Below are 14,103 nucleotides of genomic sequence, written 5' to 3'. Positions count from 1 at the left end.
GGGCTCATCGACGGTTTCATTGAACTACCCGGCATAATGGAAGGTATGGCAAAGAACGTTAAGAAGAGTAAAGAGTATCGTAAGCCTTCACAGTTCCAGGACCATCAGGTCAAGGGAATGCAAGCGGCTGCGCAGAAACGCGAATCCTCATCAAACCCAATGTTGCTCATCACGGCGGGTCTAGTCACCTGTGCTTTCCTCTTTGTCTACTATCACTTGCTGGTAATGCACCAGATGACCGACCTCAGCAATGGACTCACCATGCCTGACCAACGCGTCTTTGGCTATACAGTCGCTGACGTTGAGGCACTACGTGGGGCCATGGATGCAGATGCCACCGGTCAATTGAACTACCTGCACAAGACTGCTGGGCTGCTATTCCCCCTGTTGACCGCTTTGTTTTCCATGCTAATTTTTATTCGCTGGATCCCGAATCGCCAGATGCGCTGGCTTGCCTGGGCCGCACCACTGCTCTTCGCTGTCACCGATCTTTGGGAGAATTTCGCCATTGACTCGCTCTTTGGAGCGGATCTCAACGAAGGGACGGTTGCCCTGGCTTCGGTACTGACCACCATTCGATGGGTAACACTATTTATTACCGCTGCGCTGATCATTGGCCTCGGAGCTCGCCGGGCTAATATGGCGCTGATTAATAAAATGGCCGAGGTTCGTAACCAAGAATCATGAAAAATTCATCATCAACTTCCTTGTAGGATAGTGTTGATGTGGCGCTTAGCGCCTTCGCCTCTGTAGCTCAGTTGGATAGAGCGACCCTCTCCTAAAGGGTAGGCCAGCGGTTCAATTCCGCTCAGGGGCACCACATAGAATACCGAGGCTTCCCCAACCGTAGTGGGCAGTCGTCGGTTTTCTTTTTCTCGGCGATGGTGTCTCAAACGAATTCTGAGTGCCGCCTCTTCGCATCGTCTGTCGAACATGACAGTTTTTGGCGATTGTCTGACTGGTTACCAAGCCATTAGCCAGAAGCTTGCCTTTATCTAAAAAGACCGTGGTTCCCTTCCTCGGAGGAAGGGAACCACGGTCTTTAGTCTTGCGGAAATGCCTAGCGCAATAGTAACGCGGTGGCCTTCGGTGAAAGTGAGGCATCCATGACTACGCATGCGCCACCAATGGCGCCGACTTGCGAGCCAAGAGTTGAGCTTCGAGTACCAAGCTCGTGCACTCCGCGTAGGCCAAAGCGACGCTTTACGGCCGCATCAACGTCGTCGGAGACTAGCTCGCGCACCTTGTCCCACTGTGGGCCGCCAAAAACAACTTCGCTTACGTCTAAGGCGTTTGCTAGTTGACCGGCAACTTCACCAACGCGAACCATTGACTCTACGATAAGTTCCTTGGCAACAGTGTTGCCTTCCAGAGCAAGTTCGGTGAGTCGGTTCAGGCCCTCTGAGCGCTGCTCTGGGCCCATGATCTCGTACGAAGGCAATTCCAGGCCGCGCTCCTTGGCCTGTGCGGCCATGAACTCGTATGAGGTGCCTGCGGCCAAGCAATCATCTGCACCGCATTCTTCGCAGGAAACCGACTTCTGCCCGGTGGAGAAGTGCCCAATTTCGCCAGCGTTATTGCTTGATCCGTGGTGGACTTCGCCATCGATGACAATGCCTGCACCGAATCCATGTCCGCAGTAGACGAAGACGAAGTCATCGGACTTCTCTTCCTTGGACTGCCATAGCTCGCCGACAGCGGAAGCTATGGTGTCTTTCTCAATGATGACCTGTAGGCGCAACAGCTTACGCAACGGAGTTACCAGCTCAACGTCTGCCCAACCGTCCAGTAGTGGTGGGTTTAGTACCACGCCGTCTTCAACGTTGACCGGCCCTGGCACGGCGATACCCACACCAACGATGTGCTTTTTAGGTATGCGAATCTCGGCGATCATTTCCTTGACCGTGTCAGCCATCAGCTGGATGGTCTCGGTAGCTACCTCAAGGTTTGGTAGATCGATACTGCGCTCGCGCAGGACTTCACCGCGCAGGTTCATCGCGACAAAGGTCAGAACGCTAGGGTCAAGGTGAATACCGATAGAAACTAGGCGGTTTCCCTCTAGTTCAAGAACGGTACGTGGCTTACCCGGTCCGGAAACGATGGTGCGATCTTCGCGAACGATGCCGTCGTCAAGCAGACGACGTACTACGTTTGAGATTGTCTGTGGTGAAAGTCCAGTCGAACCTGCAAGCTCCACACGGCTGATGCCGTCTGGGGCTCGTCGGATGGACTCTAGAATTACCGCCTGATTAAAATCGCCTAGGCGGCCTAAGTTTGTACCCCGTCGCATTAATGCTCCATAGATCTATAAAGTTGATGGATCGATCTCTCCATTCCAACGTACTGCCAAGATTCCGACACATGATTCGAAACTGCGAGTTGTCGAATCGTAGTGCCTCTCAACTAAAAACGTTGGAGATCCATTAATGCACGTTACCATTGGTCATACGTTTTCACACGCGATATTGTGTTTTGATGATGAAAACTTTAACTATTTCTGCAGCGTGTTTAATCAACGACCAAGGACAAATACTCCTGGTTCGCAAGCGCGGAACAACAAAATTTATGCAGCCTGGCGGGAAACCTGAACCCGGAGAAACACCTATAGAGGCCGTAATGCGCGAAGTCTCCGAAGAATTAGGCGTGGATTTTGAAGCAAAGGACCTCGAACCATATGGAGAATGGAGTGGTCCTGCGGCGAATGAAGAAGATACGTCAATCCAAGCTTATTTATTCGCCGCAAGATTTAATGGTTCACCCGAACCGTTAGCCGAACTCGAAGAGCTCTTGTGGATTGATCCGCGGGATGCCCTATTACGCAATGACATTGCACCACTGTTAAGAGAACACGTTTTACCTACCTTGTTGGCCAACGCGAATGACATGGGTGCCTAGTTTCATCAACGATTTCCAAGTGATGATATGCCTAACGTAGTTCGCATCGTTTCCGCGGGCACTTTGACCGGGAGATTCTACTGAGGTTCCGCACCGTGATCAGAGCTGAACTGCGTCTGATAAAACTTTGCGTAGGCACCGTTTTCGCCTAGCAAACTTAGATGAGTGCCACGTTCGACAATTCGCCCACCATCAATCACAAGGATTTGGTCAGCCTGGCGGATAGTGGACAAGCGGTGAGCAATCACTAACGCTGTGCGGTTTTCCAAAGCCCTGCTCAATGCCAGTTGCACTGCAAGTTCACTTCGTGAGTCCAAGGCAGCAGTGGCCTCGTCCAGTATCACCAGCCCTGGATTGGCCAGAATCATACGAGCGATAGTCATACGTTGACGCTCCCCGCCCGAAAGGCGGTACCCGCGTTCTCCGACCACGGTTTCCAGCCCATCCGGTAAGGATTCGATCTGCGTTCTTAACTGCGCGTCTTCCAAAGCTGCCCAGAGCTGCGCTTCCTCAGCTTCCGGGTTGGCCAACAGGAGGTTTGAACGTACCGTCTCGTGAAGCAGATGCCCGTCTTGGGTCACCATTCCCAACTCGTGATAAAGAGATGCGAGCTTAAGCTGGCGTAGATCATACCCGTTAAGGGTAATAGCTCCCCCGCGCACATCGTAGAGTCGAGCGAGCAGCTGCGCAATGGTGGATTTACCCGCACCGGATGAACCCACAAGCGCCACCGTTTGCCCTGGTTGAATCTCGAAGGAAATATCATGCAAAATTTCCTCACCGCCACGTCCGTCTAATACCGCGGTCTCCTCCAGCGATGCGAGGGATACTTCCTCGGCACTCGGATACGCGAACGTCACCCGATCAAATTTCACTGCCACCGGTTCGCTGGGTAAAGCGATCGCATCTGGAGCATCCTTGATCAACGGTTCAAGATCCAGTACCTCGAAGACACGGTCGAAGCTGACCAAAGCGCTGGTAATTTCCACTCGCGCGTTCGCAAGCCCTGTGAGCGGTGTGTAGAGCCGAATAATGAGCATTCCGAGCACCACCACGTCGCCGGCGGCCATGTCTCCACGCAGGGCATAAAAACCACCAAGTCCGTAGACCAGAGCCAATGACAGCGCCGCGACGAATCCCAGTACCGTTACGAACGCAAATTGCCGCAAGGTCATCTTGATACCGATATCGCGAACACGTGCGGCGCGCAGACCAAACTGCGTTGATTCCTCGTGCGGACGGCCATAAAGTTTGATCAGCGTCGCCCCGGGCGCCGAAAAGCGCTCGGTCATCTGTGTGCTCATTGAGGCGTTCAGATCCGCCGATTCCTTACGTAAACCCGCCAAGGATTTACCGAAACGTCGGGCCGGGAGCAAGAATATCGGGAAGAGTACCAAAGCCAGCAGCGTAACTTGCCAAGAGGTTGTGAGCATTACGATCGCAGTCAAGACCAGCGCCACCGCGTTGGAAACGATCCCTGACAGTGTTCCCGCGAAAGCGGCCTGCGCACCGATTACATCGGAATTAAGCCGTGATGTCAGCGCACCAGTTCTTGTCCGTGCGAAGAAAGCGATCGGCATCTTTTGTACGTGGTCGAACACCTTCGTACGAAGGTCATAGATGATCTGTTCGCCGAGGGTTGATGATTGCCAGCGGACTAACATTGCAAAAATGGAATCCAAGACTGCGACTATCACCATAGCAATGGCTAGATTGCGAATTGTCGCCCAGTTCCCCTGACCCACAATTGCGTCCACGACTCGTCCGGCGAGTACTGGAGTGATCACTGCTATCGCAGCAGAAAGTACGGAGAAAAACACGAAGACTATGAGCCTGGCTTTGTAACTAAGCGCGAATCTAAAAACGCGTCCCGGGGTATCGGGCCGATAAGCCCGTCGCTGCTCACTTTTAGACAACTGCCACAGCGTGCTCCACGCCGCGCCTTCCATGCTCACAAGTTACCTCCGTGAATTGTTCAGATAGTACTAACGTCTCAACATCTCACGGAGTGTAGATATTTCCTAGCTGGCATGAAGATATTGATTCCACGAAGCATCAATATGTTCTAACCCGGAGACTAGGTGTCCGCCCACGCGCGGCTGATGTGGTGTGAGTAGCAATTGCCAACCGAGCTGAGCGAGCATTTTGTCTGCCTTGCGACTATTGCACGACAGACACGCTGCTACTAGGTTTTCCCAGGTGTTCTGTCCTCCCCTACTGCGCGGGATCACGTGGTCGATTGTATTGGCAGTTTTCCCACAGTATGCACAACGAAAGTGGTCCCTACGAAGAACGCCCCTACGGGTCACATGGATCATGTTCCTGTAGGGGCGTCGTACATATCGTTTTAACACGATCACGGTGGGTCGGGGTAACTCCCTGTCAGTTCCTCGAACCGGTGAATCATCGTCTTGCAAGATGATCGTTGCTTTTTCTGTAAGCACAAGAATAAGCGCTCTACGAAAAGTCACCACTGCCAGTGGCTCAAATCCTGCGTTCAAAACCAACGTTCTCATGCGCATACTTCCTTCAATGAATTCGTACGCATCACTTGAAGTTGATGACGACGAGCTCGTCTCGGTTAGTCCTCTTGCCGTTAGCCTATGCGATGTGTCGCATATTCGGGGCTAAAAATAGGAAGATATTCGCTGATTTTCATCGCGAAGTAGCATGGAGTTCACTGTGTTAAACGACCATTGGCCACCGAACTTTACGTTCGATGGCCAATGGGAGCAGGCTGTTTAGCGAGCTAGGGTGTAGTACCCGTACAACGGGTTGCGTGTTACCGAGTGGATCATGGTACCGACGCTTGGGTTCTGTGCGCCGATCATCTGGCCACCACCGAGGTAGATGCCTACGTGGCCTCCACCGTTCTGGAACACCAAGTCGCCAGGCTTCGGGCTGCTGGTGCGCTTGAACTGGCCGGAGCCTAGAATCGCGGAGGTACCGCGAGCAATGTTGATGCCGTGCTGCGCGTAAACATACTTTACGAAGCCGGAGCAATCCCAGCCGCTTGGAGTGTTGCCGCCCCAGACGTATGGAACGCCTGAGTACTTGGCTGCAGTTCCTGCAATACCAGTCAGGTTCGAGCTAGGAGCCGAAGTTTCCTTCTTGGTTTCCTGCTTCTGGGTCTGAGTTGGTGCGCTCTGCTGGCCGTTGCCGCCACGGTTCTGGCGGGTCATTGGTGCCATGGAGTCAGCACTTCCCGAAGAATCGGAGCTACCCGAGTTCTGACGGGTGGTTGGCTCAATGCTGTCAGCAACAGCGATAACGACTGGCTCTGGCTCAGGCTTTGGTTCAGCGGTGAAGCTGGCGCGCTCGATGTCGACCTTGTCGGCCTTCTTGGTGTCGACCTTGACGGTCTTTACCGACACACGCTCAGGGTTGATGGTATCAACTGGCGCCGCGGATACATCGCGGGGCGCGGTAGCCTGGCCTGGAACGCCTAAGGTGACGATCAAACCGGACGCAGCAGCAACAACGGCTGCCTGTCGGCCAACTGAGCCCGCGTTAGACGCTACGGCCTGAGAAATCGCCTCTAGCGAGTTAGTGCGTGGCACGTCGGCGCGGCGACGTCCATGAGTTTGACGCTTGGTCACAATAATGCCTCTCCTTGATTCCTACGAGGTAAGCTGTCGGGTTCGAAGTGGAGTTACCTCGGTGGATTTGAAGTTTCCTTCTTGTCCACTTAACCCCTAGGGTTGTTAGTCAAAACTAACGACCCGATGTTGGTTCCCCCGTCACTGCCGTACGAGTTGTGTATAACTGCTCATTGCATGCTGGCAGTGCTCGGATCACACGCAATGTTGCTCAGGGCTTCCCCCTGGCACGCAGATAAGCCTATAGGACTATCTTTCAAATGTCACGTTTTGATCACGGTAAGGTGACGTTCAACGTTATAACCAGCCTGCTGGGTCTTTGAACTGCCCATCAACGATGACCTCAAAGTGCACATGTGGGCCCGTCGAGTTACCGGTACTGCCGGCCAGAGCGATCACATCGCCTCGCTGAACCTTGTCACCGACCTTGACTAGGAGTTTGGAGTTGTGGCTATAGCCAGTTTCCAGCCCATTTCCGTGACCTAAGGTAACTCGTTGACCGGAGTGACCGGCCCATCCAGAGACCTCCACGGTGCCCGAGGCAGCCGCGTAAACCTTTGTGCCGCTCGGCACACCGTAATCTGTGCCACTGTGGACCATGAAGCCGGCGCCGGTTGGATTCTTGCGATGCCCGAAGGGCGAAGTAATGCGGTTGCTATCCACGGGACGCTCAAGCAGACCGCCCGTCGAACCGATCTTCTGGATATTTCCACCGGAAGCGGTAAGAATTTCCGAAAGCTTGTTTTCGTCGGCGACACTTGGATTGATATCCGACTTCAGTGCGGCACGCTGAACCTCTAGCCCGGCATTTTCCGGTGCCTTAACATCAACAACAGCGGAAGTCGCGGTGCGCTGAGCACTAGCTACGGAAGCTGGCTCGTCCGGCTCGGCTCCATTGAGTTGCGGGGAAACCGCTGCGAGGGCCAAACCTGATACCGCGGCAACGGCCGCGATCTTATGTGTGAACCCTAGTCGGGAAACTTTTTTAGGTGATGCGTGGAGACTCTGAACGAGCTCCCCATTACTGGCTACGGCACCTTCGGAAGCCATAACTGGCTTGGCCGTGGGTAGGGCAATGACGTTTCCGTCAACATCCTGAGCCGCAAGAATTTTCGACGTTGGTGCGATACCGTAACGCTGTCCCGATGTGAATCGGCGTCCAACATAGTCGGCACACACTGGTGCGATAATTTCTAATGCTTCGACAGTAGCTTCGCGCGATGCGCGGCGACCAACGGGTCGTTCGGTAGCAGCTGTTGCGATTTCAGCGATCGCGTCGATTTCGACATCTGCTGCGCGACGTCGACCCGTCGTCCTGGTTTCTGCCAAAACATTCCTCTCACATCTACACCTGCGAAGTTAGCTGTCGGGTTCGGCCCTGTGATTGGTCCGGTCTTGCTTATTGGCATGACTTCACCCCAAGACGAATGACTCGTCAGATGAGTGGGTTCCCCGCTATTGCCCTAAAAGTTCTTGTCACATCCGGAAGGCAGGGCAATACTCGGTGTTTGCGCTTTCGGAATCGGCATTAGATAAACCTCTAACGCCCTCGCATAACCCTACCGGTCGATCGGAAAAGTTACAATTTCGTTATCTTTGATTTGTACGAACAAAGACGTGTGCACTGACCTCGACTGGCAACTCTAGGGCGCCTTCGATGCCTTGCACACGGACCACAACGTAATCATCGGCGCGCTCTAGATTGACTATCGCTCCGGGACGGATTCCGCCCTCATTCAGTTGTCCGAGCAGGATTGGGTCCGTTTGGATCGGCTCAGCCAAGCGGTCGATCGCCAGCGGCCCGACGTTTCCGGAGAGCAATGCGTTATCCAGGTTCTCAACCTCAGATGAGATTTCCGTTACTTTCGGTCCACCTAAGACTTCAAGGCCCGGGATCGGATTACCGTAAGGAGAAACTGTTGGCTTGCCCAGCAAGTCATAAAGCCGACGCTCAACACGCTCACTCATGACATGCTCCCAGCGACAAGCCTCGTCATGTACGTACTCCCACTCAAGGCCAATCATGTCCGAAAGTAGGCGCTCAGCTAGACGATGCTTGCGCATCACGCCGGTAGCCAGTTCGTGACCTTTTTCAGTCAAAGCCAAATGACGGTCGGTGGAGACTACAACGAGTCCGTCGCGTTCCATCCGAGCGACAGTTTGCGACACAGTAGGCCCCGAATGCCCAAGACGTTCCGCGATTCGCGCACGCAAGGCCACGATCTCTTCTTCTTGAAGTTCAAGAATGGTGCGCAGGTACATCTCAGTTGTATCGATAAGGTCAGACACGTTAGCCACTCCTGGAAGTCACAACAGTTAGGTTCGTTTGAAAAAACGGAACGTCAGTATGCAACTCTACTTGGTTGTGGAGGCGTTCCCTGCGACCACAGCATAAATTGCATGTCGTAACCGACGGTCCGGTTTTTCTCTCATCCCCTCGCAATTTGCGAAGATGTTAACTGAAACGTCGAAACTATCCTGAACTATTCCATATTTACGGAACACCGTCGGGATACCAGCACTTTCAACCAAACGCTAAAGAGGAGCGCGATGAGCACCGGCATCAACATTCCAAAGAACCTTCTGCCTGCCGACGGAAGATTCGGCGCAGGCCCTTCAAAGGTTCGCCCGGAACAAATTCAGGCAATCGTGGACGCGAGCGCCAACCTATTGGGCACCTCCCACCGTCAGGCGCCAGTCAAAAACCTGGTTGCGTCCGTGCAAGACGGTCTTAAAGAAATGTTCAGCGCCCCTGAGGGCTACGAAGTGCTTCTGGGCGTCGGGGGATCCACAGCCTTCTGGGATGCCGCCGCATTCTCTCTGGTCCGCAATAAGGCACAGCACCTGTCCTTTGGCGAGTTCGGCTCGAAGTTCGCCAAGGCCACCGATAAAGCGCCATTCCTTGCCGCTTCATCGATTATCACCGCCGAGCCGGGCTCAGTGCCGACTCCTGTTGCCGAAGCTGACGTAGATCTCTACGCATGGCCTCAAAACGAAACCTCCACCGGAGCCGCTGCCCCGATTCTGCGAGTAGCAGACGCCAATGAGGATGCACTTGTGGTTATCGATGCCACCAGCGCTGCGGGCGGATTAGATGTAGATCTGTCACAGACCGATGTCTACTACTTTGCGCCACAAAAGAACTTTGCCTCCGATGGCGGACTGTGGCTAGCTTTCTTCTCCCCCGCCGCAATGGCTCGCATTGAGGAAATCGCAGCGACCGACCGCTGGATCCCGGACTTCTTGAACCTGAAGACCGCTCTAGATAACTCGCTGAAAAACCAGACCTACAACACCCCATCGCTGACCACGTTGGTCACCTTGGACGCTCAGATCAAGTGGATAAATTCAAATGGCGGTCTCAAGTGGGCTGTGAAACGTACCGCGGAGTCTGCAGGGAAGATTTATGCCTGGGCAGAAGCTTCTGAGTTTGCAACGCCCTACGTCACCAACCCGGAACACCGCTCCAATGTCATCTCGACCATTGACTTTGATGACTCGATTGATGCCACGGCCATCTCCAAGGTCTTGCGCGCTCACGGCGTGGTCGATGTTGAGCCTTATCGCAAGCTAGGCCGCAATCAGCTGCGCATTGCTACATTTGTGGCGATCGACCCAAGCGATGTTGCCGCCTTGCTGCAGAGCATCGACTACGTCGTCGAACAGCTCTAACCACGCAGTTAGCACAACGGTCCGCGGATGAATCCTTCAAGGATTCATCCGCGGACCGTTGTGTAATGCCTCGGTTTTGTTCAGTCCAAGTTGTCTTTACGTGGACGACTGCGCTGCGCTGCGCGGCGACGAGCAGCAGTGCGCTGTGCTGTACGACGTCGACGGACCTGACGTCGCGCAGGTGTCTTGATGCTCTCCACAACATTTGCTTCAGCAGGCGCAGTCGACTCTTGCTGCGTAGCACCGTCAGCTGATTCCTCGAAACCGCTCTCCACTGGTTCGTTGGTAGCTGCCGAATTCTTTTCAGTAGACGCGCTCGGTTGCCCATCGAGGCTTCCCTGACCGGATTCATCCGTCGCGCTGTCAGCCTCGGCTGCTTCGATTTCTTCCTTTGCTAATCGATCTGCCCAAGGCAACCATGCTGGAGCGAGAAGAGCGTCTTCGCCGGCAACAATGCCTGCTTCACAAACGGTGAGATCTTTGGCTTTCGCCCGTGGCACCCGTGCGAGTGTCGCGAACCACGTCCAGCCTCGGTAACCCTTTTTCTGGGAGACAAATCTATGGGTGACTAATCGCTCACCTTCGGACGTAGCTCCGAGATACTCACCGATTTCCGTGTCTACCGCGATCTCCGTGAGCGCATTTCGCGCTACATCAACCGCGTCAGCAAGGATGGTGTCTAATTTGGGTTTACGGGCCATTATTTAAACGTCCAGATCATCGGCTACCGCGCGAAGCACGGTAGCAACCTTTTTGCCATGCGCTTGTTCAGGGTATCGCCCCTTGCGCAGGGTATTAGATACTTGATCAAGGACCTTGATCAGATCCTCAATCATTGCGGCTTGCTGCTCCGGGTTTTTGCGCTTTGCTCGCGCTACCGAAGGAGCTTCATCCAAGATACGCAGGCTCAGCGCCTGCGGTCCTCGACGACCTTCTGCCACTCCGAACTCCAAACGCATTCCTGGGCGCAGGTCATGAACACCTTCCGGCAGTGCCGTGGCGTTCACATATATTTCTTTGCCGTCCTCGGTAGTAATGAAACCGAAGCCCTTGGACTTTTCGTACCACTTAACCTTGCCGCTAGGCATGATCCTCTACCTCGTTCGTTTCTCGTGCTGTAGCGCGTACTGTGCAATTTACCTCACGTCACGCTTTTTTATGTCTCCGAATCCATGGAGCATTCAGCCGGGTTAACAATTGTTCGTTCACCGGGTGCTCGACGTACGGATTCGAATAAAGTCCAATACCTAAGATTATGACACTTTGACGCCCGTAACTTCACCTTGAGTCACGGGAGCGGCTTCAGATCCGCTGTATCGTTAAGAGGCGTGAGCTCTTCTTCGATTACCTTGTCCGTCATTTCGCGCACAGCTATCGTTCTTGCGATACTTTCGGCGCTATCGCTGGTGGCGGTATTAGTTTTGTACTTCCAGGAAAATTCCATCCCGCCGCTAGTCATGGCGTTCGGCATTTTTGGTCTACCCATCGCTTTCATCTTGGCCGGTGTCGTAGTGGTGGCAAACATCCTTAAGCGGCGCAGCAGCTAATCACGGCACTCAGTTTGCTCTCAGGCGACTCCCAGATTTCCGGTGCACACTGGGATTTATGAGTGCAAAAACCCCAGAGGCCAAACTTCTTGTTGTGGATGATGAGCCAAACATCCGCGAACTCCTTTCCACTTCCCTGCGTTTTGCGGGCTTCGAAGTGGTCGCCGCAGCCAATGGTCGCGAAGCTCTGGCAGCCGTCGAAGCAGAAGAGCCAGACCTTGCCGTATTAGACGTCATGCTTCCGGACATGGATGGTTTTACCATCACCCGCAAGCTACGCGCCGCGGGGCGTCACTTCCCAGTACTATTTCTGACCGCACGTGATGACACCACTGACAAGGTCACCGGCCTGACCGTCGGCGGCGATGACTACGTCACCAAGCCATTTAGCCTCGATGAGGTAGTGGCCCGCATTCGTGCCGTATTACGTCGCACCGCGTCGGGCGAAGACGAGAATGCCACCATCGTGGTTTCAGATCTAGAGCTTGATGATGATGCCCATGAAGTACGTCGCGCGGGAGAGGTCATTGACCTTTCGCCGACCGAATTCAAATTATTGCGCTACCTCATGATGAACCCGAACCGGGTGCTGTCCAAGTCGCAGATCCTAGATCACGTCTGGGAGTACGACTTCAACGGTGACGCGTCGATTGTGGAATCTTACATCTCCTATTTGCGTCGTAAAGTTGACCGCCCAGAGTGGCCCGCCCTGATTCAGACTAAGCGCGGCGTTGGTTACCTCATGCGCACTCCCGACCGACGCTAGGCACAATGCCCACTTGCGGCCCAACGGATTGTAAAGTCATTACATGCAGGCTTTAAGAACACTGTGGCGTCGTACATCCTTGCGCACCAAATTGGTGATGCTGATGTGCGCCTTGATGATTTGTGGCATCGGCGCCACAGCGTTCGGTTCAGCACACACACTTCGTATTTCGATGACTAATCAAATCGATGATCAGCTCAATGTCTCGGGACCCACGATGGGATTCGGCCTGAATAAGGCCTACCAGTATTCCTTGGATAATGATCAGTCCGGCGAAAACGACGGCATTGATCCGACTTTGCTCGGGCTCAACCGCTCGTACGCTGATATTCGTGATGAAAACGGCAAAATCGTTTACATCATGCCACGTAGTCGCGTTACCCCCGGAAACAACGCTGACACTCCCTTGTTGGCACCGGAGCAAATGGCTGAATTAGCCAAAACCCCCTGGTCCCCCGTCACCGTCCCGGGTATGCATTCGGGTTCCGCAGGGTGGCGCGCGATGGTAGTTCCGCTGCCCACCAGCGGATTAAATGTTTTTATCTCCTTACCCCTTGAAAACGTCAATGATACGGTCCAAAAAACCGCAATTCTCGTTTTATCCACCGGCCTGCTTGCCACATTACTCATGTCAATGATCGCCTATGGTCTGACTTCGCGATCACTGCTTCCACTCATTCGCGTTGAGCGTACCGCCGCAATGATTGCCGACGGTGATCTGTCCCAACGTGTACGAAATTACCCTCCAGAAACAGAAGTCGGCAGGCTCTCGCGTTCATTGAATGCCATGCTTGCGCAAATTGAGCGAGCCTTCCGCGACCGCGAGGCCTCGGAAACCAAAATGCGCCGGTTCATCCAAGATGCTTCTCATGAGTTGCGGACTCCCTTGGTTACCATTCAGGGCTATTCGGAGTTCTATCGTCATGGAGGACTGGCAGATCCAGAAGCCTTGGGCTCGGCTATGGGCCGCATTGAAGCTGAATCCAAACGCATGGCGCACCTGGTCGAAGATCTGTTGATGCTCGCTCGTCTCGATGAACAGCGCCCACTGGAAAAACAATCTGTAGACCTCTTAGTTCTCGGCCAGGACGCTGTGGAAGACACCAAGGTCCGTGCACCGCTGCGCAAGGTGACCCTGGTCGGTCTAGACACGAAATATCCAGCGCCTGCCAGCACCGTCGGTGACGACGCACGAATCCGCCAGGTAATCGCAAACCTGATCACCAATGCGCTGCGCTACACCCCGGAAGAATCAGCGATTGAGATCGCGGTGGGTGTTCGTTCGCTCGTGGCCGGTGCATTAGACGCGGTACTTGAAATTCGTGACCATGGGCCGGGTATTCCGGAAGAGGACGCACACCGGATCTTCGAACGCTTCTACCGAGCAGACAGCTCACGACAACGCGAGACCGGCGGCTCGGGTCTTGGCCTAGCTATAGTCGTGGCGATCGTGCAGCAACACGGTGGCTCGGTAGCGCTCAGCGAAACTGCTGGAGGCGGAGCCACTATGGCGATCTGCTTGCCATACGTGCCACTCCAAGAACCTCGCGAAATTGACGAGGACGACCAGTAGGAATCAACGGCTCCTAGTTGTCCACAAAGGGCTCATGAAAGCTACGCTGCT

The 14,103-nt window shown here is 54.1% G+C and carries 14 protein-coding genes, 1 tRNA gene and 2 riboswitches; of the genes, 7 read left to right on the top strand and 8 right to left on the bottom strand.

Translation table 11 applies throughout. The features are described 5' to 3' along the window. The first annotated feature begins 45 nt into the window (after positions 1–45). Together ACX5K5_RS02770 and ACX5K5_RS02765 are read left to right on the top strand one after the other, a co-directional pair. A complete protein-coding gene (locus ACX5K5_RS02770) occupies positions 46–687 on the top strand; it encodes a hypothetical protein (RefSeq protein ID WP_141392919.1) in 642 nt (213 codons plus the stop codon). A 56-nt stretch (positions 688–743) separates the two neighbouring features. Next, a tRNA-Arg gene (locus ACX5K5_RS02765) sits at positions 744–820 on the top strand. Positions 821–1,060: 240 nt separating this feature from the next. Here ACX5K5_RS02765 and ACX5K5_RS02760 read toward each other — a convergent pair. Further along, a complete protein-coding gene (locus tag ACX5K5_RS02760; protein WP_096256095.1) occupies positions 1,061–2,290 on the bottom strand; it encodes an ROK family transcriptional regulator in 1,230 nt (409 codons plus the stop codon). Between the two features lie 185 nt (positions 2,291–2,475). Between ACX5K5_RS02760 and ACX5K5_RS02755 the strand changes: the two genes are divergently transcribed. Further along, the gene (locus ACX5K5_RS02755) at positions 2,476–2,895 is read left to right on the top strand and encodes an NUDIX hydrolase (RefSeq protein WP_096256094.1); all 420 of its coding nucleotides are present in this window, start codon (positions 2,476–2,478) and stop codon (positions 2,893–2,895) included. A gap of 77 nt (positions 2,896–2,972) precedes the next feature. Here ACX5K5_RS02755 and ACX5K5_RS02750 read toward each other — a convergent pair whose 3' ends face one another. The 5 genes from ACX5K5_RS02750 to ACX5K5_RS02730 form a co-directional block, all read right to left on the bottom strand. Next, positions 2,973–4,850, bottom strand: coding sequence for an ABC transporter ATP-binding protein (locus tag ACX5K5_RS02750; protein WP_459174998.1), 1,878 nt, complete (start codon positions 4,848–4,850; stop codon positions 2,973–2,975). Between the two features lie 66 nt (positions 4,851–4,916). Further along, positions 4,917–5,411 (bottom strand): HNH endonuclease, encoded by a 495-nt coding sequence (locus ACX5K5_RS02745; protein ID WP_096256092.1) that lies wholly within the window; start codon positions 5,409–5,411, stop codon positions 4,917–4,919. A 225-nt stretch (positions 5,412–5,636) separates the two neighbouring features. Beyond that, complete coding sequence (locus tag ACX5K5_RS02740) at positions 5,637–6,494, bottom strand: C40 family peptidase (protein ID WP_096256091.1); 858 nt, start codon at positions 6,492–6,494, stop codon at positions 5,637–5,639. A gap of 3 nt (positions 6,495–6,497) precedes the next feature. Continuing rightward, a riboswitch (cyclic di-AMP (ydaO/yuaA leader) is annotated at positions 6,498–6,667 on the bottom strand. A gap of 124 nt (positions 6,668–6,791) precedes the next feature. Then, positions 6,792–7,823 carry a M23 family metallopeptidase gene (locus ACX5K5_RS02735; protein ID WP_096256090.1) on the bottom strand — a complete coding sequence of 344 codons (1,032 nt, stop codon included), beginning with the start codon at positions 7,821–7,823 and terminating at the stop codon, positions 6,792–6,794. Positions 7,824–7,827: 4 nt separating this feature from the next. Further along, a riboswitch (cyclic di-AMP (ydaO/yuaA leader) is annotated at positions 7,828–7,976 on the bottom strand. Between the two features lie 108 nt (positions 7,977–8,084). After that, entirely contained in the window at positions 8,085–8,783 is a 699-nt protein-coding gene (locus ACX5K5_RS02730; protein ID WP_096256089.1) for an iron-dependent transcriptional repressor DtxR, read from the bottom strand. Between the two features lie 261 nt (positions 8,784–9,044). On the opposite strand from ACX5K5_RS02730, the gene serC reads away from it, so the two are divergent. Then, positions 9,045–10,166: a phosphoserine transaminase gene (gene serC / locus ACX5K5_RS02725; RefSeq protein ID WP_096256087.1), complete on the top strand. Its 1,122-nt coding sequence runs from the start codon at positions 9,045–9,047 to the stop codon at positions 10,164–10,166. Positions 10,167–10,246: 80 nt separating this feature from the next. Here serC and ACX5K5_RS02720 read toward each other — a convergent pair whose 3' ends face one another. Both ACX5K5_RS02720 and ACX5K5_RS02715 read right to left on the bottom strand, forming a co-directional pair. Next, a complete protein-coding gene (locus tag ACX5K5_RS02720; protein ID WP_188684133.1) occupies positions 10,247–10,867 on the bottom strand; it encodes a DUF3027 domain-containing protein in 621 nt (206 codons plus the stop codon). Positions 10,868–10,870: 3 nt separating this feature from the next. After that, positions 10,871–11,254: a cold-shock protein gene (locus ACX5K5_RS02715; protein ID WP_188684130.1), complete on the bottom strand. Its 384-nt coding sequence runs from the start codon at positions 11,252–11,254 to the stop codon at positions 10,871–10,873. 240 nt (positions 11,255–11,494) lie between these two features. Here ACX5K5_RS02715 and ACX5K5_RS02710 point away from each other — a divergent pair, with 240 nt between their 5' ends. The 3 genes from ACX5K5_RS02710 to ACX5K5_RS02700 are packed head-to-tail and all read left to right on the top strand — an operon-like array spanning position 11,495 to position 14,052. Continuing rightward, positions 11,495–11,713: a hypothetical protein gene (locus ACX5K5_RS02710; protein WP_096256080.1), complete on the top strand. Its 219-nt coding sequence runs from the start codon at positions 11,495–11,497 to the stop codon at positions 11,711–11,713. Positions 11,714–11,771: 58 nt separating this feature from the next. Next, the gene (locus tag ACX5K5_RS02705; protein ID WP_096256078.1) at positions 11,772–12,479 is read left to right on the top strand and encodes a response regulator transcription factor; all 708 of its coding nucleotides are present in this window, start codon (positions 11,772–11,774) and stop codon (positions 12,477–12,479) included. Between the two features lie 43 nt (positions 12,480–12,522). Next, the gene (locus ACX5K5_RS02700) at positions 12,523–14,052 is read left to right on the top strand and encodes a sensor histidine kinase (RefSeq protein ID WP_188684128.1); all 1,530 of its coding nucleotides are present in this window, start codon (positions 12,523–12,525) and stop codon (positions 14,050–14,052) included. The last annotated feature ends 51 nt before the right edge of the window (positions 14,053–14,103 follow it).

The organism is Glutamicibacter bergerei, from assembly GCF_054495185.1.
The sequence above is the reverse complement of the archived record's forward strand: the minus strand, read 5'-3'. Positions and strand labels throughout refer to the sequence as shown.

Coding starts and splice junctions, on each gene's coding strand:
- ACX5K5_RS02770 (WP_141392919.1), top strand. CDS start 46: ATGGCAAAGAACGTTAAGAAGAGTAAAGAGTATCGTAAGCCTTCACAG.
- serC (WP_096256087.1), top strand. CDS start 9,045: ATGAGCACCGGCATCAACATTCCAAAGAACCTTCTGCCTGCCGACGGA.
- ACX5K5_RS02720 (WP_188684133.1), bottom strand. CDS start 10,867: ATGGCCCGTAAACCCAAATTAGACACCATCCTTGCTGACGCGGTTGAT.
- ACX5K5_RS02760 (WP_096256095.1), bottom strand. CDS start 2,290: ATGCGACGGGGTACAAACTTAGGCCGCCTAGGCGATTTTAATCAGGCG.
- ACX5K5_RS02705 (WP_096256078.1), top strand. CDS start 11,772: ATGAGTGCAAAAACCCCAGAGGCCAAACTTCTTGTTGTGGATGATGAG.
- ACX5K5_RS02755 (WP_096256094.1), top strand. CDS start 2,476: ATGATGAAAACTTTAACTATTTCTGCAGCGTGTTTAATCAACGACCAA.
- ACX5K5_RS02745 (WP_096256092.1), bottom strand. CDS start 5,411: ATGAGAACGTTGGTTTTGAACGCAGGATTTGAGCCACTGGCAGTGGTG.
- ACX5K5_RS02715 (WP_188684130.1), bottom strand. CDS start 11,254: ATGCCTAGCGGCAAGGTTAAGTGGTACGAAAAGTCCAAGGGCTTCGGT.
- ACX5K5_RS02700 (WP_188684128.1), top strand. CDS start 12,523: ATGCAGGCTTTAAGAACACTGTGGCGTCGTACATCCTTGCGCACCAAA.